This is a genomic window from Microcystis sp. LE19-195.1E, from assembly GCF_027532095.1.
GTDB lineage: Bacteria > Cyanobacteriota > Cyanobacteriia > Cyanobacteriales > Microcystaceae > Microcystis > Microcystis aeruginosa.
The window spans coordinates 1-18,884 of sequence record NZ_JAPZSZ010000206.1 but is presented as its reverse complement, the minus strand read 5'-3'; the positions used below and the strand labels follow the sequence as shown (position 1 = coordinate 18,884).

Here is an 18,884-nt window from a genome sequence, read left to right as displayed (position 1 = left end):
TGTGTCCCACGGTACGTTGACCGCCTATAGCTTCTTGTACTTGTTGCGCGCGACTTTTTACCCGGCCAAGCTTTTCTGGTCGGAACCCCCTAAGCCGAGTTTTCAAGGTGCTGCGCCGTCCACTTGGTTTTCGAGACTGGCCTTTTAATTCTAACGTAAAGCCAACCTAGAACGGCGGGGTTTCAGACGCAAATTTTCGATGATCGAGAATGGCTTTAGCTTGAATTAAAGCCGATCGCACTTGTTCAAAACCTGTGCCACCATAGCTATTACGGGCTGCCACCACCTGACGAGGAGCGATCGCGTCATAGATATCGGCCTCAAAAGCTGGATGTAATTCTTGCCATTCCGTCAGGGTTAAATCTTTCAATAACTTACCCGCTGCCAAACTGCTTTTAACGACTTTCCCGACTAAATTATAAGCTTCTCGGAAGGGAATCCCCTTACTGGCTAAATAATCCGCCACATCCGTTGCATTAGAAAAATCTTCCGCCACCGCATTAGCTAATCGGTCGGTTTTAAATTGAATTCCGGTGGCTAAAAGTACCGTCATCGCTTGCAAACAAATCCGCACGGTTTTAACGCCATCAAATAACGCCTCCTTGTCCTCCTGCAAGTCTTTGTTATAGGCCAGGGGTAAACCCTTCATTAAGGTCAATAACGCCTGTAAATGCCCAAAAACCCGCCCTGTTTTGCCGCGCACCAATTCGGGAACATCGGGATTTTTTTTCTGGGGCATAATGCTAGATCCCGTGGCACAACTATCGGTGAGAGTGATAAAACTAAATTCTTGGGAAGACCAGAGAATTATTTCTTCGCTCAAACGGCTCAGGTGTACCATAATCAGACTAGCGGCCGTCATGAATTCAATAGCAAAATCCCGATCGCTAACTCCATCGAGACTATTGTTATAAACCTGCTCAAAATCGAGTAAATTGGCACTGTAATGACGATCAATCGGAAAAGTCGTCCCCGCTAAGGCCCCGCATCCTAGGGGCGAAATATTAGTCCTGGCGCGAATTTCTCCTAATCTTTGGTGATCCCGTTCGGCCATTTGAAAATAAGCTAGGAGATGATGGGCTAAACTAATCGGTTGAGCGCGCTGCAGGTGGGTATAACCGGGGATCAGGGTTTCCAGATGGTTTTCGGCGTGATTGACTAAAGCTTGCTGAAAATTGCGAATTTCTTGCCTAATATCATCGATTTGTTGTCTAAGATACAGACGTATATCCGTTCCTACCTGATCATTCCGCGAACGGGCCGTGTGCAGTTTTTTGCCCACATCTCCCACAATCTCGGTTAAACGACGTTCCACGGCAAAATGCACGTCCTCTTGATCGATGCCGGGGTTAAAGTTGCCGGTGCGGTATTCTTGACGAATTTGTTCCAATCCAGAGACGAGACTATCTGCTTCTTCGGGGCTGATAATACCCGTATAGGCGAGCATTTTAGCGTGAGCTATCGATCCGGTGAGATCATACTCGATTAATTCGATATCAAAGCCAATACTGGCGTTAAATTCTACGATCGTAGGATGGAGACTACCTTCAAAGCGATCGCTCCAAGTTTTCTTTGCTGTCACTGTTTTCGTTAGATTATTGTGTATAAAGTTAACCAAAATATGCTGGACAATTTTGGGGAATAATCCGGTGCTGATAGCATTACCGCTTCAGGTTAGAAAAATCTCCAACTCTACAAGCATAAGAATAGCAAGAATTGCTCACTCTGGCTGAATGCTGATAGGCGAAAAGCTAATAAGAAGTAAAACCTCGAAACAGATAACCGACAACCAAACCGATTAATAAGGCCCATGCTTGCCCAGTTTTGACGAAATTTGAGAAGGATTTCTGGACATTGCCGATGATATCCACGTCTTGATCCGAAATAGTCATCAAGACATTGGTAAGAGGTGAAAAGTCGATCGAGACAGATAGATGATGGAAGATGTCGATCACGATGGCATTCCTCAAAGACGAAAATCTACAGAACAAGTTAACATGAAAACGACTAAATCAAAACCGCTTTTGTCTCCCTGGTGGTGAGTTGGAGAGGAGGTCACTTTCAAGATGCTTGAGATTGCCAGTAATAGGATAATAATAAATTGCCCGCTTTTTCTAAATCTTGCCCAAAGGCGATAATTCCTTCTTCATGACCACTCATCACTAAAATTTGTTGCTCCTCTAGACTATCTTCTTGACATAAACGGATAATTTCTGCGGCCATTTCTGGGGTTCCATAGGCGATATTTTCTTGAGTGGTCGGCACTCGATACATTAAATTTTGCCACAGGGGACGATGATGAATATGAATTACCCCATTAATCCGGGGATTCGCTTCATAAATTGCTCCATGGGTGAGAGTTTCCGAAGAAGCGGCAATTGTTCCCCGACAAGTGACCCGATTCTCTCTCCAATCGTAGTCTATAACCGTGGTGTAATGGGATTCATTTAATACCTGGATTCCCCCAGTGTTAGTGCCAGAAATAATGATTTCTTTGTCTATTTTTCCTCGTTGACTCACATTCCCAAAACCGATTCCGTTATCGTATTGACCGATTAATCCCAGTCGATAGAGGCGATTGCGCCAATAATTTAATTCTGCAATCTCTGAGCTTATTAAGGGATGGTCAGGAATCCAAGTACAATTGTATTTAACGTAGCCTTCGTCAATCATAGATTTTTCTGAAAATATTCGGGATAACTTTGACAAACTTTCTGCACAAATTCCTGGAGAGGATAGGAAATATTGGCGATATAATTATCTTTAATTACTTGGGAAAATAGGGGTAAAACTTCCGTGTCTAAGGCGGGGTTAAATAAGTTGATAGGTAGAATTAAATCGGAACATTCCCGCACATCAATGGTCTCAAAATTATCGGCTATAATTAACCAAAGAGGACGCACCCAAAGAGCCGAACGACTTTCGAGCACCTGAATTACTTCTCCGTATAAAGTTCGATTTTTGCAGAATAAACTAACAATTTGATGGGGAGTGAATGTGTTCATAGACAATTCTAGTTTTCCTTGATAAGCTAAGACGCATTTTAACCGCTTATTCTTAGATTAGCCGAATCTCCCCCCGGGTGCATCTCATTTTTGTCAATCTACCAAGTTGGGATTTTTAAAGGGAAACTTTCGGATAAAATCAGGCCTTACTTGCGATTTGATCACTCAATCCCAGCTTTTGGGGGGTTCTACCCCCCAACCCCCCCGTTGGAGGCGTGGCGCCGCCCCCAAACCCCCCGCGCATTAGCTTTTCGGTGGGATGCTTACACGCAGTTGTTCATATATTTGTACCAATTTCAGAGTCACTGATAATTGCTGATTGTCGATATTTCTGCAAATGTGAGATGCACCCTCTCCCCCCAATCTCTTCACTCTTGCACTCTTGCAAGAGGAAAGAGTGCCTCATCTCCACAAGCAATTTAAATGCGCGGGCAGCTTATCTTTCACTGGTCACTGAAAAAAGCTTGCCACTTGCCGCTCCCTTGCCAGATTGGGAAAAAACTCCGTTAGAATACGGGAAGCCGTTTACAAAACGATACAAACTCATGACCGTTGCTTACCCTCGCAAATTCAAGAAGACGATGAGCGCTCGCGACATCATGAAGCGTGTCATTAGCGATCGCGAAATTCATCTTGTCACCCTCAACCGTTACCGCTACAACGAACAACGTAGTTGTAAAGACCTGACCGAACTGATCGAAACCTTAGACGGACAACCGAAAGAACTGATACAGGACCTTTCCCACCACGTCGCCGATGAGGCCCGCCATGCCTACTGGTTAACCGATTTATTGATCGAATTGGAGGCCGATGTGGGGAAACCGCCGGGGTTGTCCTATATCGATGAATTTGAACGTCTTCTCGATCAAGACCAATTCCAAGGCCAAGAACAAAGGGAAGATGGACTGATTGCGGCCCTAGCGGCAATTAACGTCACGGAAAAACGGGGATGCGAATACTTTGCCGCCCATATCTATGCCCTCAAGGAAGGGGAACAAACCCCAGAAAATCTGAAAATTCAGGAAACGATCGCCAAAATTTTTCCTGAAGAAGCGGGTCATGTGCGTTGGGGCAATCGTTGGTTAGCCAAAATTGCCCAAAAAAGCCCCGAACATCGGCAAAAAGTCGAAAAAGCGAAGGCCAAATACTCAGCGATCGAACAGGCCGCCTATGAATCGGGTATGGATATCACCCTGGGGGCAGAATTGCGCCGCGTCGGTCATTTAATGGAAATCGCCGCCACTATGCCGCTTTGGGAACGTCCTCAATATCTGATGGAACGTTTACCCCAATCCCTTCTCGACCCGAAATTACAATTATTCCGGGTAGAAGCGGCTCGAAAAGCCTGGAATCGTGATCCACAAATGTTTATGGAACGCTTTTTGCCGATGTTTTTTAATGCGGACGACAATATCGGCAAAAAAGAGAAAGTCAACTAATTTAACCTTGATTTTCAGGGGCAATCCTTCAGCGATCGCCGAAGAAATGTTCATCGAGGATCGAGAAAATCGGCTATTGTTTTAAATAGGGGTGAGTTCTCGGCTTTAGGGCCGGAGAAACACCACTTTTTTACTGTTTATTTTGGCTTTTCTCTTTTGGATTATGCGTCTTTTAGCTGCCTTTGATCGCTATCCCGATAGTGTATCTTTAACCCTAGAACCAGTAGCCACCGACTCGCAAAAATTTGATTTATATTTAACTTTACACCTACAAGCTCAAATTCAATCTCTCCTCGGCGGGGAAATTAAATGGGGACTGAAAGGAGGAAAATTAGATTTTGTTTTAGTTAATTGTCACCTAACACCAAATCCTCTTTCTAGTCAAGAGTTATACATAAATCGTCTTAATAATTATCAATGGCAGTTATCGTTCAAAAGTGTTCAGTCAATATTTACAGGAGCGCTCGAAAGGATTAACCTAGGAACCGTGAGTGTGGAGGAAGAACCTTATCATCTCACGGTGCAATTTTCGGTGACAGCTGCCGATATCTGTATCACGGAAACATCGGGATTATGGAAACACGATCTAAGTCCCAATAAACATAGTATTTTAGAGCGAAAGTTAGCATTTTTCCTAATAGAAAATCAATTTGATTCTTTTTTAAGTCGTATTTCTTTGGGGTCATCGCAGGCAGAATTAGATACTGTTCTAGTTGAACCGCAACCGGCAGCATCAGAAAATTTAGAGAAATTGCAGACACAAATCGAGGGAATTTATGCTGCTGTTAGTGATGATTTTCTGGAATTAGCCCAATTAGCTGAACTGGATCCCCTAACGGATTTTACCGGGGCAAATCTCTTGGCGGCGGAATTAAGTGATATATCTTTAGGCATGGCCAATCTCTATCAAGCTAATCTGCGGGGGGCCAATTTAACCGATGCTGATTTAAGGGAAATTAATGGCAGTCATGCTAGTTTTAAGGGAGCGGATTTAAGCGGAGCCTTATTAGCTAATGCCGATTTAAGTTATGCTGATTTTTACCGTTCTAGTTTGGCTTTAGCTAATTTAATCGGCTCCAATTTAGAAGGAGCTAATTTGGTTGAAGTCAACATCACTCAAGCGAATTTTAGCGGGGCAAAAGTGAAGGGGGCAAAGTTTGCCGATAACGTGGGTATGACCGAGGAATTGCGGGAAAATTTACGCTTGCGCGGGTCTTTCTGTGATTAGTCAACTATTAAGCATCTAAGATGCTACTAAATCCGCTCACCGCTCACCGAAAATATTGTCATCTAATCAAAAAAGAAGATTAGAGATTTTCCTCGGTATCTATGCCTAATTCCCGCAGTTTAGCCGCTAATTTCGCAGCTTTTTGCTTTTCTTGCTGGACTTGGCTTTCTGCCTCTACAGCCCGATTTTCTGCCTGTTGTGCCGCTTCTGCGGGAGTGGGTACTAATTCCCCTTCGGGGGTAAAATAGCGCAATTTATTGGCAGATAAACCCAAATATAAGCCTAATTGTTGACTCCAGAGCCATCCCTGGGGATTGGGGGCAATCGGTTGATATTGACCGCTAATTAGGGTAAATCCTTGAAATTCTCGGCTTTCTGGGTCAAACCAAAAATAATCGGGAGTGCGAAATATATCTTGATAAATTTGTTTTTTCTCCTCTCGGTCAACTTTGGCGGTACTATCGGAGAGAATTTCGATAATTAAATTGGGATATTTGCCCTCTTCTCGCCAAACTACCCAACTTCTGCGGTTGGGGTTGGAATTTGTCCCCAAAACCACGAAAAAATCGGGACCACGAAAGAATTCTGACTTTTTCTGGTTGGGACTGTAATAGATAGTTAAATTGCCGGCGGCAAAATAATCTTCTCGCTCGCGCCACCACCATTCTAAACACTGAATTAGTAAAATAATTTGTTGTAGATGTAGGTTACTTTCCAAGGGCGGTTCATCACTCCAAAATTGGCCTTGTGGGAAGATTATCTCAGGGTTTACATGAGACTCGACTAGGGGTAAGCTTTGAGCGATAGTCATGGTTTATCCAACAGAGATAGGTCGATAACTTATTATAAATGATTGAATATACTTTTTGGATGGTTATAGCACCGGCAATTGAGTTAAAAAGTTAAAATGGGCTTAATGGCTACAATGTAAGAATATTAATAGCTCTCTGAGAGTTAAAAAATGCTAAAAACCAGCACTTTTCGAGTTTTGTAAGAGGTCTTATGAAGAGAATTAACAATATTGTTTTGGTTCACGGTTTTTGGGCCGATGGTTCTAGTTATAATCAGATAACTGCCCAGTTATTAGCCGAAGGATACGCAGCAATCGCAGTGCAAAATCCTCTCACTTCTCTAGCGGATGACGTAGCTGCTACGAAAAGAATTTTAAACCGTATCGAAGGACAATGTATTCTAGTCGGTCATTCTTGGGGGGGTACGGTAATCACAGAAGCCGGCAACGATGAAAAAGTGTCCGGTTTAGTTTACATTGCAGCGCTGGCTCCCGATGCGGGGGAGTCGATGGTAGATTTGTTTAGTGAATACGAAACCCCATCACAGTATTTTCAAGAACAAGAGGGGTTTATCTGGATTTCTCAAGAGGGAATAGAGAAGATTCTCGCCAATGATTTGCCCGCCGAAAAAGCCGCTTTAATTTATGCCACCCAAACCCCAGCAGCCGCCTCTTTACTAACAGCAAAAACCACTACAACCGCCTGGAGAAATAAGCCGAACTGGTATATTGTCTCTAGTCAAGATCAAGCCGTACCCCCAGAATTACAGTTTAATTTGGCCGAGAGAATGGGAGCAAAGACAGTGGTTTTGGCATCCGGTCACATCCCGACTATTTCCCATGCTTCAGAGGTTTTAGAGGTGATTAGAGAAGCCTCGAATAGGGGATAAGTAAATCGCCATTTTCCCCTTAAACAATACCGGAACGCAGGGCAATTACGGCCGCTTGTACTCGGTCGTCCACGGCCAATTTATTCATAATGCCCCGCACATGGGTTTTAATCGTATTGGTACTTAAATAAAGTTGTTCGGCGATTTCAGCGTTACTTTTGCCCTCAACAATTAACTTTAAAACCTCCATTTCTCGCTCTGATAAAAGTGCTAGATTGGGATTAGGTTGCACTGCTGGCGGTTTGAGATTATCCATGACTAAACGGGCAATTTGGGGGTCTAAATAGGTGGCCCCATCCTTGGCCGCTTCAATGGCGGCCAAAAGGCGATCGAGACTGGCTCCCTTGATACAATAGGCATCAGCACCACTAGCCAGAGCTGCGATCACTTCCTGTTGGAGAGTGTGGGAAGTGAGCATGACCACATGAACATTAGCTAAACCCTCCTTAATCTGTTTAGTTGCCGCAATGCCATCGAGACGGGGTAAACCGATGTCCATGACCACTAAATCCGGCCGTAGGGATAGGGCTAATTGTACCCCCGCTAGACCATCACTAGCTTGACCAACAATCTCAAAATCCGGCTGTTCACCGAGCGCTTGTTCTAAACCTAACTGCATTAAAGGATCGTCTTCAACAATTAAAATCCGCATGATCTTTGATTCCTAACGGGAAAATGTACGGTTTTCACCCATCTGCATGAGGCAGAACTACTCCTAGTTTAGGCAATCTGGAAATAGATTAACAGTGACCAGTGACCAGTGATAACTGAAAATGCTACGGATTTCATCAGATCGGTCTAAAATTGTGCTTGTTGCCCTAGTTTATCTGGGTGTTGGTTGGCTAGGCTATCTCTGCTTAAATTTAGGGTCGCGACCTGCCCCGATTTGGATGAGTGCTGGTATTGGCTTAACTGCTGTTTTTTTAGGGGGAAAAAGGCTAGTTTTAGGCGTTTTTATCGGGGATTTGCTTCTTACCTTCTTTTTAGGGGCCAGTGGGCCCATAGCTCTATTTTCGGCGATCGGTAGCAGTTTATCGGCTCTGTTAGGGGCGCAATTCTTGCATTATCTGAGATTTTCCGCCACTTTACAGCGCATTCGCGATATTCTTTTACTGGTATTTTTAGCGGCTTTATGCGCCTCGGCAGTCAACGCCACTATCGATACTTTTGCCCGTAGTTGGCTAAATACTTGGGATTGGCGGCAATTTGGACAGTCTTGGGGCATTATCTGGCTCGGAGATAGTACAGGAATATTAATGACCACGCCGCTGCTGTTGCGTTTTTGCTTCAATCGTCACTCCCTGGGGGAACCACGACAACCCCAACGCTTTGGCGAGGCCTTACTTTGTCTGAGTTTGCTAACGGTGGTGACTTCTGTGGTTTTTGGTGGTCAACAGAATTTTCTTAACCCCGATTGGAGTATGGTGCAGTACCTAGAATATCTGCCTTTTCCCTTTGTGGTTTGGGCTGCCATGCGTTTTCAGACCTGGGGAGCGGTAATAGCGAATTTTTTGGTATCTATTTTAGCTTTGATGGGATTGGTCAGGGGAATCAGCCCTTTTATCCTACAGGCTCCCGATTATACCAGAGGTGTCTTGATCTTACAAATCTTTTTAGTCATTGTCATGTCAACTTCTCTGTTTTTATCGGCGGCGATTAGCGAAAGACAACAGATCGATCGAGCTTTAAATGAAACTTTAGAAAGAGAACATTTAGTAACACAAGTTGCTTTAAAAGTCCATCAATCTTTAGATATAGATCAGGTTTTAAATACCATTGTTGAGGAAATCAGAAATTTTCTCGATGCCGATCAAGTCTATATCGGTCACTGTCAAGAGCGGGGTTGGTCTAAGGTAATCGCTGAGTCCCGTCGTCCCGAGATTCCCTCGCTGATGGGTTGGTTTCCCGAACCAGAATTACTGGAAGAATTGGGACAATTATTTTCTTTAGATAAGTTAATTATTGCTGATAATACCGCTAAGGTGCAAACTCTGCCCACTCTCAAGGGTTATTACGAATACCTGCAAGTTAAATCCTCTTTAGTTTTACCTCTAACGGTTAATAATCAACATTTAGGCGCTTTAGTTGTCCATCAATATTCCCATCCTCGTCATTGGCAAAAAAGCGAGGTCAAATTATTAGAACAGTTAGCCACCCAAGTTTGTATTGCTATCGGCCAAGCGCAACTATATCAGAGGGTGCAAAGCTTGAATAATAATTTAGAACGGGAAGTGGCAGCAAGAACCCTGGAACTGCGGGAGAAAGTCCGGGAAATTCAGCGTTTATACGAAATGAAAACGGTTTTTTTACAGGCAGTATCCCACGATCTTCGCACTTCGATTATGGGATTAGTGATGTTATTAAAAAATTTCCAGTGTCGGCAAACAGAAAAAGTAACTATCTCGCGAGCAATGCTCGATCAGGTGGTGCGCAGTTGCGATCGACAATTAACTTTAATTAATGCTTTATCAGAAAATCATTTTGCTGAAGAACGGCCTTTAATCTTGCATCGTCAACCTCTATCTTTAAAAGAACAGGTGGAAATTTGGCTCAAAGATTGGCAAAAAGATTTTGATTTATATCAAGCTACTTTTATTAATCTTCTCCCCGATGACTTACCCGCTATTGATGCTGATCCTTGTCAGCTAAGAAGTGTTTTTGAACAATTATTAAATAATGCCTTAAAACATAACCCTTCACCGATTCAATTAGCTTTAGATGCTCGTATTGACCAAGATATGCTCTACTGCACTTTAAGCGATAATGGCATTGGCATGGATGAGGAACAATGTCAACATCTTTTCCATTTATATGTAAGAAATCTTCATAATCAACACCTAACGGGAATCGGTTTAGGTTCCTACCAATGTCGGCAAATAATCGAGGCTCACTCTGGGAGAATTGGGGTAAAAAGTACCCCGCGGGTTGGCTCACAGTTTTGGTTTACTTTACCCCTTACCCATCAAAATTCTAGAGTGATTAAGCAGGAGTTAGTCAACAGTAATCAGTGATTTTTAACAGGATCGAGATAATTATGTTTACTCGTCAATCTGGGGTTAAATTTGCTTTAGGTTTATTGATTATTTTCAATATTTTCTATTTTGTCCATCTCGCCTACTATAGCTATGTTTGGCACGATGAATCTTTGGTCTTACTGCATCTTTCTGGTTACACACCCGAACAGTTAATTAACTATCTGTTCGATGGACAAATTAAATCTACAGAACAACTCTGGCAATTTCAAGGGGTTAATTCCGTGAAAGGTTTTCCTGATACCTTAGCCTCTCTTTATACTAGCTCAAATTATGATCTACCTCTCTATTACAGTTTTCTCTGGTTTTTGGCAAGATTATTGGGCAATTCTTATTTAGTCTTAAGAGGATTTTCAGTAATTATTTGGTTTGGTATTTTAGGGAGTTTTTACCATTTAGCTTTGACTTTATTTAAAAATAAAAACGCCGCTTTAATTGCCGCTACACTTATCTTCTTTTCCCCGCGTTTTACTGGTTATGCTCTGGGAATTTGGGAATACGGACTATATGTTTTATTTTCGATACTTTCTAGCTGGTTATTTCTCAAAGCTATTGATTCATCGCAACCGAAAAAAGATTGGTTTTTCTATAGTTTATCCCTAATTGCTGGTTTATATACCCATGTTTTCTTTATCTTTGTTTTAGTGGTTCATAGCCTATATTTTCTGCTGCAGCTGAATTATTTTAACTTTTTAACCAAAAAATACTATAGCATCAGCTTACTTGCTTCCTTGTGGATTTATTCAATTTGGTTAACCCGGATTTTTACTGGTCGATTTACTATCTTTGGATGGTCAAAAGGCAGTTTACCCCTAGAGGTACTTTGGCAAAGATGGGTAGGAATGATCGCTCGTTTATTTTACAATTTCAGTTTAGCCAATCCCACCATCAACCCTATTATTGAATACTGCCTAATTATCCTCGTCATCATCTCCTTTATTTATCTGGGCAAAAAAGCCGATAAAAAAGTTTTTACCCTGATCATTCTCCTAACAATTATCCCCTTTTTCTCTCTTTTAGCTTGGGATCTAATCAGAGGATTTCGCTACACGGCTGTGGGCAGATTTTACTTACCGAGTTTTCTCGGTATGCTGCTGGCAGTTACCTTTTTACTAAGCAACGGATTACAGCAGCGCCAAGGCTGGGCAAAAATTCTCTTAATATTATTGCTAGTTTTCGGATTAATTGCCAAAATTCCCTATCCACCGCCGGCAGCTAGATATGTGGGTTATGGTAGTAATATTCCCAACGCTTATACAATGATTAATCGCAGTCAAAAACCTCTAATTATTTCAGAACATTGGTTAGATACCTTGCCCCTTATCCATACTACTGATGCTAAGACAAAGTATTTATTTATTCAGTCGAACCCTAGAGTTTCCATCCCATCCTTAAAAAATCAATTTACCGATATTTATCTCCTCAATCCTTCCCCCAGTCTCAGACAATATTTAGATGACCAGTCTATACAATTATCCCCTACGGAAAATCAAGCCTTTTGGCGAATTGATTAAAAAACCATTGACCCCTCTTGCCAAAACAGACCACAACCTGATAGACTCGATAAACCAAGGCTTCAGGGAATAGAATTGGGCAGTTCATCCCTAAGAGGGATTGACTTTTACAAAGTTTTATGCTTGCTCAACTGGAGAGTCCCCGAAATCTGGTGATTAAGAGTTTTAGCCTCTTGGCTACCGGACTGACTAAGCAGACCTAACAAATTCAACTGTATGATACCGAGTCAAGACATCGGCGAGGCAGTAGATTCAGTCAGAAAAACTGACGCACAAGACTTCTCTAATTTAATGCCTAGACCTGGCTGGCAACAAGTGGCGGGTTTAGGTAGAGACTGTTTTTGGTATTGAACCCCGATTCTTTTCGTTCTTTACCGGTTTTAGTGATTGCCAATAGGGATTTTAAGCCCGTAATTGGTTGAAAATTTCTATTTATTCGCAAAAATTCCCAGTCGCTCCCTGTACTAATCCTAGAGATCGACTTCATGATCAGTAATTTTCCCCAACCAATTCTCTGGAAATCACCTTCCAGAACAATTTAGTTATTTTATGAGTAGCAATGCCTTAACCAATCGTGAACATCTAATCGAACTGTATAATCGAGGTGAACGCAACTTTGCGGAAGTCAGACTTAGCGGAGTCAATTTAAAGAGACAGTGTTTAAACCAGATTAACCTAAGTCATAGTTACTTAAAACGAGCCAATTTAGCCGAAGCTTGTTTAATTAACGCTAATTTCAAGGACGCTTCCCTCGAAGAAGTTAATTTAAGCAAAGCTTGTCTTATCGATGCTAACCTGACTAAAGCCGACCTTTCTGGGGCAAATTTGCGCCAAAGTCAACTAAGCGGCGCAATTTTGAGTAACACTGTTCTCAAAAAGGCTGATTTAAGTTCTGCCTGTTTAATTCACAGTAGCTTACTTTTTGCTCAACTGTTGAAAGCGAATCTCGAAGCGGCTAATCTCACCTCAGCCACTTTAACCCATGCCATGGCGGGGAAAGCTAACCTAAAACGGGCTATTCTCACTCGTGCTATTCTTAGCTCTGCTAATCTTAGCCATGCTAACTTAAAAGAGGCTAACCTAATTCGAGCCTATCTCTATCAAGCTAATCTGGAAAACTGCCATCTTCAATACGCCGACCTCAGCTATGCCGATTTGCGCGGGGCGGATTTACGGGGGGCGGATTTACGTTATGCTAACCTCGAAGGTGCTAATCTGACGGGAGCTAACCTCAATTGTAGCGATTTTGAGGGAGCTAACTTAACCGGAGCCGATTTAAGCAAAACTGACGCTAATAAAGCCAATTTTCGCCAAGCTAACTTAACCGGTTGTAATCTGCTCGGCGCTAATTTAGCCTCCGCTAACCTTTCCGGTGCTAATCTACACCAAGCGGGATTACTCTTGAGTTATTTAGTGGGAAGCAATCTTAAACGAGCTAATCTCAAACAAGCTAACTTAATTGGGGCGATTTTAACCGAAAATAATCTTCTTTCTGCTTCCCTCGAAGAAACTATTCTTCCTAACGGTAGTCGCGGTAATCTCCTTTCCTAATATTCCTAGAAAAACCCGGTTGTAGAGACTTTTCTGCCAAGGTTTCTATAACCGTGGGGAGTGGGGAGACCACTTCGTGCGCGTTGCGGGGGGGAGATGGGAGAATAACTAGGGTCTGCTGAAAAAGTTTTTGCCGCAAACCCTATGATAGTTTTCTAAAAAAATACCTAACCAAATTTTTGGCTAGGTATCTATCAATTTACTTCCTTTGTCGAAAATGTTGCCAGATAATTTAACCAACACCAATTAATGAACCCTGCAATTTAACATCTTCGCTACCCTTGGATATATCGGCTAATTGACTAATATTTTCTAACTCAATTGGAGCAGTTCGTTTAATTAAACCAGTTAAAACTTTACCCGGTCCCACTTCGATCGCTTTTTCCACACCCACATCTGGCAATTTTAACATAATTTCTCGCCATCTTACGGAGCTAGTCATCTGCTGAATGAGATAACTTTTTAATTCCTCCGCATCGTTGATCGGTTGGCTAGGATTAACATTAGAAATAACGGGAACTTTTGCAGACCGAAAATTAACTAATTCTAAAATCTGCTGAAACTGAATAGCAGCATTTTCCATCAAGGGAGAGTGAAAAGCACCGGATACTTTTAACGGCATAACCCGCTTAACTTTCACTTGACCTAATACCAAATCCACCGCTTCAGGAGTCCCAGAAATCACCACTTGTTCGGCACTATTATCATTAGCAATAACTACATTTTCCGTCTGATTAATCACTGTCTCTAGACTGGTGCGATCGAATTTCATTAAGGCGGCCATTTTACCACCTTCGGCCGCATCCATCAAACGGGAACGGTTTTGAACTAGATTTAATCCTGTTTCAAAATTAAACACCCTGGCCGCATACAAAGCCGAATATTCACCAAGACTATGACCGGCAACTAGATCGGGAAAATGACCTTTTTCTTGCAACAAATCCGCTAAAATACTCTCCACCACAAATAAACAAGGTTGGGTATAAAGAGTACGAGATAGGGTTTCTTCATCCCCTTGACATTTTTCCAGGACTGACCAACCGAGGATTTTTGCTGCTATTTTTAATCTCTCTTGGCCAAGCGCACTTTCCGCTAAATCTCCAATCATTCCTAACGCTTGCGATCCTTGTCCCGGGAATATCCACGCTGTTTTCATAGGTTCTTAAAATAGATAGATAGATGTGTTTGGGTCAGTTATCAGTTATCAGTTATCAGATGTGAGTTTTTAGTTTACTGGTTACTGATCACTGTTTACTGTTTACTGAATTAATCTCCCCAACGGAAGATAATCCCACCCCAAGTTAAACCGGCACCAAAGCCAGAAGAAGCAATAATATCACCTTTTTTGACCTTACCACTCCTGACAGCTTCATCGAGGGCTAGAGGAATCGAGGCTGCGGAAGTGTTGCCATACTCGCTGAGATTGCTGATCACTTTTTCCGGAGGCAGTTTCAGGCGCTCGCTCACCGCGTCCATAATTCTTTGATTAGCTTGGTGCAAAACTAGCCAATCGATGTCACTGGTGGTTAAATTAGCCCGATAGAGAGCTTTTTCGATGACCTCTGGCACTTTCGCCACGGCAAAACGATAGACTTCCCGTCCGTTCATCCTTAGGGGCTTATAGGTCCCTTTTTGAACCCTTACCCCCTCCTTAAGGGGCAATTCTTCCCCCTCATAGGCGAGATTGAGAGAACCATTCTGGCTGCCGTCGCTATGGAGTTCAAAACCGAGAATGTTATCTTTTGTATCATTTGCTTGACAAAGTACCGCCCCTGCCCCATCCCCAAAGAGGACACAGGTAGCGCGATCGTTCCAATCCACCCAACGGGAGAGAACATCGGCCCCGATAACCAAGACATTGCGGTAAGTACCAGTACGGATAAACTGGGTGGCGGTGACTAATCCCACCAGAAAACCCGAACAGGCGGCGGTGAGATCAAAAGCGATCGCCCGATTGGCCCCGATCTGACTTTGAACTTGGGCGGCACTACCGAACAGATCATCGGGGGTAGAAGTAGCCAAGAGAATCAGATCGATGTCCCTAGGCGACACCTGAGCCATTTCCAGAGCCTTAATCGCCGCTTGGGCTGCTAATTGGCTCAAAGACACCGATTGATCCGCTAAATGGCGTTTACCGATGCCTGTACGACTTTTAATCCACTCATCGGAAGTCTCGACAATTTGGCTGAGTTCTTCATTACTGAGGAATTGCGCTGGTGTGGCCGATCCACAACCGGTCATGACGACTGCTGACCCGAATCCGTTCAAAATATTCCCCCTTTTTCAGTGATCGGTTATCAGTGATCAGTTATCAGTTATCAGTGGCAAGTGGCAAGTGGGGAAGTGGGGAAGTGGGGAAGTGGGGAAGTGGGGAGACCACTTCGTGCGCGTTGCGGGGGGAAGTGGGGAAGTGGAGCATTTGGCTGAAATTTCCCTAAACCCCTAAACCCCTAAACCCCTAAACCCCTAAACCCCTATCTCCTGTCTCCTTTCTCCTGACTCCCGACGACCGACGGCTTCAAGATGGCTGACGGCTTAATCTTCACCGTTCACCGACAACTTTTTTAATTGATGATGGTGGTCATTGTAGGCTTGAATGCGCTCAGAAACGCGATTATCGACGGCATTTTTTGCCTGTCGGATAGCGTTAAAAATTGAAGGCGCTTGGGAACTGCCGTGACTGATCACACAGACCCCATCGACTCCAAATAACAGTGCGCCACCGTGTTCCGCATGATCCATGCGTTGTTTGATCTGTTTAAGATTGGGTTTAATTAAAGCCGTCCCGACTTTACCCTGTATCCCCTTAGGTAATTCCTCTTTGAGAATTTGTAGGATAATTCCCCCCACCGCTTCGGCAAATTTTAACAGGACATTACCGACAAAACCATCGCAGACGATCACATCAAATTGTCCCGATAGCACATCCCGGCCTTCCGCATTGCCGATAAAGGGAATTTGCTGGTTATTTTCTAATAATTCGTAGGTTTTTAGGGCGAGATCGTTACCTTTGCTGGCTTCTTCGCCAATATTGAGTAAACCGACTTGCGGTTCTTCAACACCCATAACGTATTTACTGTAAATTGTCCCCATTAGGGCAAACTGCTCTAAATATTTGGGTTTACAGTCCACATTCGCCCCGACATCGAGGATAATCACCGATTTACCCGCCAACATCGTCGGCAGCACCGCACCGATCGCCGGGCGATCGATTCCTTTTAAACGACCTAAACGCAGTAACGCTGCCGCCATGGCTGCCCCGGAGTGACCAGCGGACACCACAGCATCGGCGCGATTTTGTTTGACTAAATCCATGGCCACATTAATCGAGGCCGCTGGTTTGCGACGGATAGCGGTGATCGGTTCTTCGTCCATGGCCACCACTTCCTCTGCGTGGACGATGGTGAGATTCTTGGGACGGGGATGATGCTGGAAATAAGCCTCAATCCGTTCAGAATCGCCGACTAATAATACTTCTACATCTAATTCTTCGGAAGCTCGCATCGATCCCGCGATAATCTCGTTGGGAGCGTGGTCACCTCCCATCGCATCTACCGCGATTGTTGCCCGATTTAATGCCGTTTCTGCCATTGAGTCAGTGGGATAGAAATCTTTAATAAGTTGAGCGGCAGCTCTTGACAAAAGCTGGCCGATCGAGGATTAGTGTTTTCTGATCGAGCAATTGTTAAAAATTACCAATCATCTCTATACAATAAGGCATCATTGCGATTAAGGAAAAGATGTTCTCAGTTTTTAATTTGGCAGTTTTCGGCTTTCTCTTGGGTTGGTTGGGGGGGCAATCCCAACCGATCGCCAATATTCCCCTAATTTCTTGGCAAAATCAACCTATTTTCCACCTTCCCACCGCTCCCGATCCCCGGGTGGCGGCGATCGTGGCCGATTATCTGCAAGACTTGACTAAAAAAGGTTTAAACTCTAGTCAACAACGGGTCTTAATTGAGACGGAATGGGCTGATTTAGCTGATCATCAGGGTAATCTGCCCGCTTCGGGGGCCTCTTTAACTAAAATCGCCACTACTCTCGCCGCCGTGGAAACCTGGCCTCTCGATCATCGTTTTGCTACTCGTTTTTACAGCACGGGAGAGGTGAAAAACGGGGTGTTAGAGGGAGATTTAATTATTGAAGGGCAAGGGGATCCTCTGTTTGTCTGGGAAGAAGCGATCGCAGTGGGCAATGGCCTCCATCAATTAGGCATCCGTCAGGTCAAAGGCGATCTGATCGTTACGGGTAAATTCGCCATGAATTTTCAAACCGATCCCCTCAAAGCGGGAGAATTACTGAAAATTGGGCTTGATCAATCGAAATGGTCAAAAGAAACCCAAAAAGCTTTTCAGAGCCTTCCTAGCGGCACACAAGCCCCACAGGTGAAGATTTTGGGCATGGTTCGAGCCAGTCAAATTCGCCCCGAAAATGCCCGATTATTGTTGGGTCATCAGTCCTTAACTTTAACGGAACTGTTGCGTCAGATGAATATTTATAGTAATAACGTCATGTCAGAAATGTTAGCGGAGTTGCTCGGCGGCCCCGCCGCAGTGGACGCAATTAATACTAAAATTACCGGGGTAGGAGAGGAGGAAATTCAATTAATTAATGGTTCGGGATTGGGGGTAGAAAATCGCTTGTCTCCCCGGGCAGTTATTGAGATTCTCAAGGCCTTGGATCGCAAGTTAGCCAATCAACCGATACAAGTCGCCGATTTATTTCCGGTGGGGGGACGCGATACCAAAGGAACTATGCAGTGGCGCGCCATTCCCAAAGGAGTGGTGATTAAAACTGGAACTTTGGCCCAAGTTAGCGCTTTAGCCGGAGAAATTCCCACCCAAGAAAGGGGTAAAGTTTGGTTTGTGATTATGAATGCTGGTAGTGGCAATATCGAGGGATTCAGAAATCAGCAGGATCGGGTGTTACAAGCTTTAGATCAACACTGGCAAATTCTCCCAGAAGCGACTAAAGGATCGATTCCTGAAAGAGCCTTTCTAGGTGATCCCAGTCGGGTAAGTCAGGGTTTCTAAGGGGTTGATATCAACTTGACAATCAAATTTAGTTTGGTGGTGAGGAACTTTAGCAAGGTCTTATATTCACTTTTGTCGATAAGCTGACTACTTTTCTGCCATTTTCTCCTTGTCTTTGCTGCCAATCGGTAAACAAATCATAGTGACAAAATTTTGCCAGTTTTTCCCGAAATTGAGCAAAGGATGTGATGTGTGGTTAAACGGGGTGCATCTCACCTTTGCAGAAATACCGACAATCAGCAATTATCAGTGACTCTTAAATTGACATCCTCACCGCCGTAAACGGACGGTGATTCCTCACCACGCCACCTTTTTAGGATGGTCGTTGAATGGGGTTGACGCGACCCGGGATGCTGCTACCTTAGCGGTAGTCTTACGCTTTCCGACCCGTCCGTTTTGAGT

At 43.7% G+C, this 18,884-nt stretch carries 16 protein-coding genes; 7 read left to right on the top strand and 9 right to left on the bottom strand.

The window, feature by feature from the left end:
* Positions 1-166: 166 nt before the first annotated feature.
* The 4 genes from argH to O9300_RS11915 all read right to left on the bottom strand — a co-directional run bounded on the left by argH (position 167) and on the right by O9300_RS11915 (position 3,005).
* Positions 167-1,582 carry an argininosuccinate lyase gene (argH, locus tag O9300_RS11930; RefSeq protein ID WP_287971820.1) on the bottom strand — a complete coding sequence of 472 codons (1,416 nt, stop codon included), beginning with the start codon at positions 1,580-1,582 and terminating at the stop codon, positions 167-169.
* A gap of 169 nt (positions 1,583-1,751) precedes the next feature.
* Complete coding sequence (locus O9300_RS11925) at positions 1,752-1,955, bottom strand: hypothetical protein (RefSeq protein ID WP_287971818.1); 204 nt, start codon at positions 1,953-1,955, stop codon at positions 1,752-1,754.
* Between the two features lie 106 nt (positions 1,956-2,061).
* A complete protein-coding gene (locus tag O9300_RS11920) occupies positions 2,062-2,673 on the bottom strand; it encodes a class II aldolase/adducin family protein (protein WP_287971816.1) in 612 nt (203 codons plus the stop codon).
* Complete coding sequence (locus tag O9300_RS11915; protein WP_287971825.1) at positions 2,670-3,005, bottom strand: hypothetical protein; 336 nt, start codon at positions 3,003-3,005, stop codon at positions 2,670-2,672. The genes O9300_RS11920 and O9300_RS11915 overlap by 4 nt, the downstream gene beginning before the upstream one ends.
* A gap of 545 nt (positions 3,006-3,550) precedes the next feature.
* Here O9300_RS11915 and O9300_RS11910 point away from each other — a divergent pair.
* Positions 3,551-4,444: a ferritin-like domain-containing protein gene (locus tag O9300_RS11910; protein ID WP_287971815.1), complete on the top strand. Its 894-nt coding sequence runs from the start codon at positions 3,551-3,553 to the stop codon at positions 4,442-4,444.
* A 163-nt stretch (positions 4,445-4,607) separates the two neighbouring features.
* Positions 4,608-5,672, top strand: coding sequence for a pentapeptide repeat-containing protein (locus tag O9300_RS11905; RefSeq protein ID WP_287971823.1), 1,065 nt, complete (start codon positions 4,608-4,610; stop codon positions 5,670-5,672).
* A 79-nt stretch (positions 5,673-5,751) separates the two neighbouring features.
* On the opposite strand, the gene O9300_RS11900 is transcribed toward O9300_RS11905, so the two are convergent.
* The gene (locus O9300_RS11900) at positions 5,752-6,483 is read right to left on the bottom strand and encodes a Uma2 family endonuclease (protein ID WP_287971813.1); all 732 of its coding nucleotides are present in this window, start codon (positions 6,481-6,483) and stop codon (positions 5,752-5,754) included.
* Positions 6,484-6,674: 191 nt separating this feature from the next.
* Between O9300_RS11900 and O9300_RS11895 the strand changes: the two genes are divergently transcribed.
* Positions 6,675-7,352: an alpha/beta fold hydrolase gene (locus O9300_RS11895; protein ID WP_287971811.1), complete on the top strand. Its 678-nt coding sequence runs from the start codon at positions 6,675-6,677 to the stop codon at positions 7,350-7,352.
* Between the two features lie 19 nt (positions 7,353-7,371).
* On the opposite strand, the gene O9300_RS11890 is transcribed toward O9300_RS11895, so the two are convergent.
* Positions 7,372-8,004, bottom strand: coding sequence for a response regulator (locus tag O9300_RS11890; protein ID WP_002737320.1), 633 nt, complete (start codon positions 8,002-8,004; stop codon positions 7,372-7,374).
* 121 nt (positions 8,005-8,125) lie between these two features.
* Here O9300_RS11890 and O9300_RS11885 point away from each other — a divergent pair, with 121 nt between their 5' ends.
* The 3 genes from O9300_RS11885 (at position 8,126) to O9300_RS11875 (ending at position 13,449) form a co-directional block, all read left to right on the top strand.
* Positions 8,126-10,363, top strand: a complete 2,238-nt coding sequence (locus tag O9300_RS11885) for a sensor histidine kinase (RefSeq protein ID WP_287971809.1) — start codon at positions 8,126-8,128, stop codon at positions 10,361-10,363.
* A gap of 23 nt (positions 10,364-10,386) precedes the next feature.
* Complete coding sequence (locus O9300_RS11880; RefSeq protein ID WP_287971808.1) at positions 10,387-11,898, top strand: glycosyltransferase family 39 protein; 1,512 nt, start codon at positions 10,387-10,389, stop codon at positions 11,896-11,898.
* Positions 11,899-12,447: 549 nt separating this feature from the next.
* On the top strand, positions 12,448-13,449 hold the full coding sequence (locus tag O9300_RS11875; protein WP_002798377.1) for a pentapeptide repeat-containing protein: 1,002 nt from the start codon (positions 12,448-12,450) through the stop codon (positions 13,447-13,449).
* Positions 13,450-13,681: 232 nt separating this feature from the next.
* On the opposite strand, the gene fabD is transcribed toward O9300_RS11875, so the two are convergent.
* The 3 genes from fabD to plsX form a co-directional block, all read right to left on the bottom strand.
* The gene (gene fabD, locus O9300_RS11870) at positions 13,682-14,605 is read right to left on the bottom strand and encodes an ACP S-malonyltransferase (protein WP_287731381.1); all 924 of its coding nucleotides are present in this window, start codon (positions 14,603-14,605) and stop codon (positions 13,682-13,684) included.
* Between the two features lie 110 nt (positions 14,606-14,715).
* Positions 14,716-15,717: a beta-ketoacyl-ACP synthase 3 gene (locus O9300_RS11865; RefSeq protein WP_287971807.1), complete on the bottom strand. Its 1,002-nt coding sequence runs from the start codon at positions 15,715-15,717 to the stop codon at positions 14,716-14,718.
* A gap of 267 nt (positions 15,718-15,984) precedes the next feature.
* The gene (gene plsX / locus O9300_RS11860) at positions 15,985-17,040 is read right to left on the bottom strand and encodes a phosphate acyltransferase PlsX (protein WP_287971822.1); all 1,056 of its coding nucleotides are present in this window, start codon (positions 17,038-17,040) and stop codon (positions 15,985-15,987) included.
* A 149-nt stretch (positions 17,041-17,189) separates the two neighbouring features.
* On the opposite strand from plsX, the gene O9300_RS11855 reads away from it, so the two are divergent.
* Positions 17,190-18,482: a D-alanyl-D-alanine carboxypeptidase gene (locus O9300_RS11855; protein ID WP_287971806.1), complete on the top strand. Its 1,293-nt coding sequence runs from the start codon at positions 17,190-17,192 to the stop codon at positions 18,480-18,482.
* The last annotated feature ends 402 nt before the right edge of the window (positions 18,483-18,884 follow it).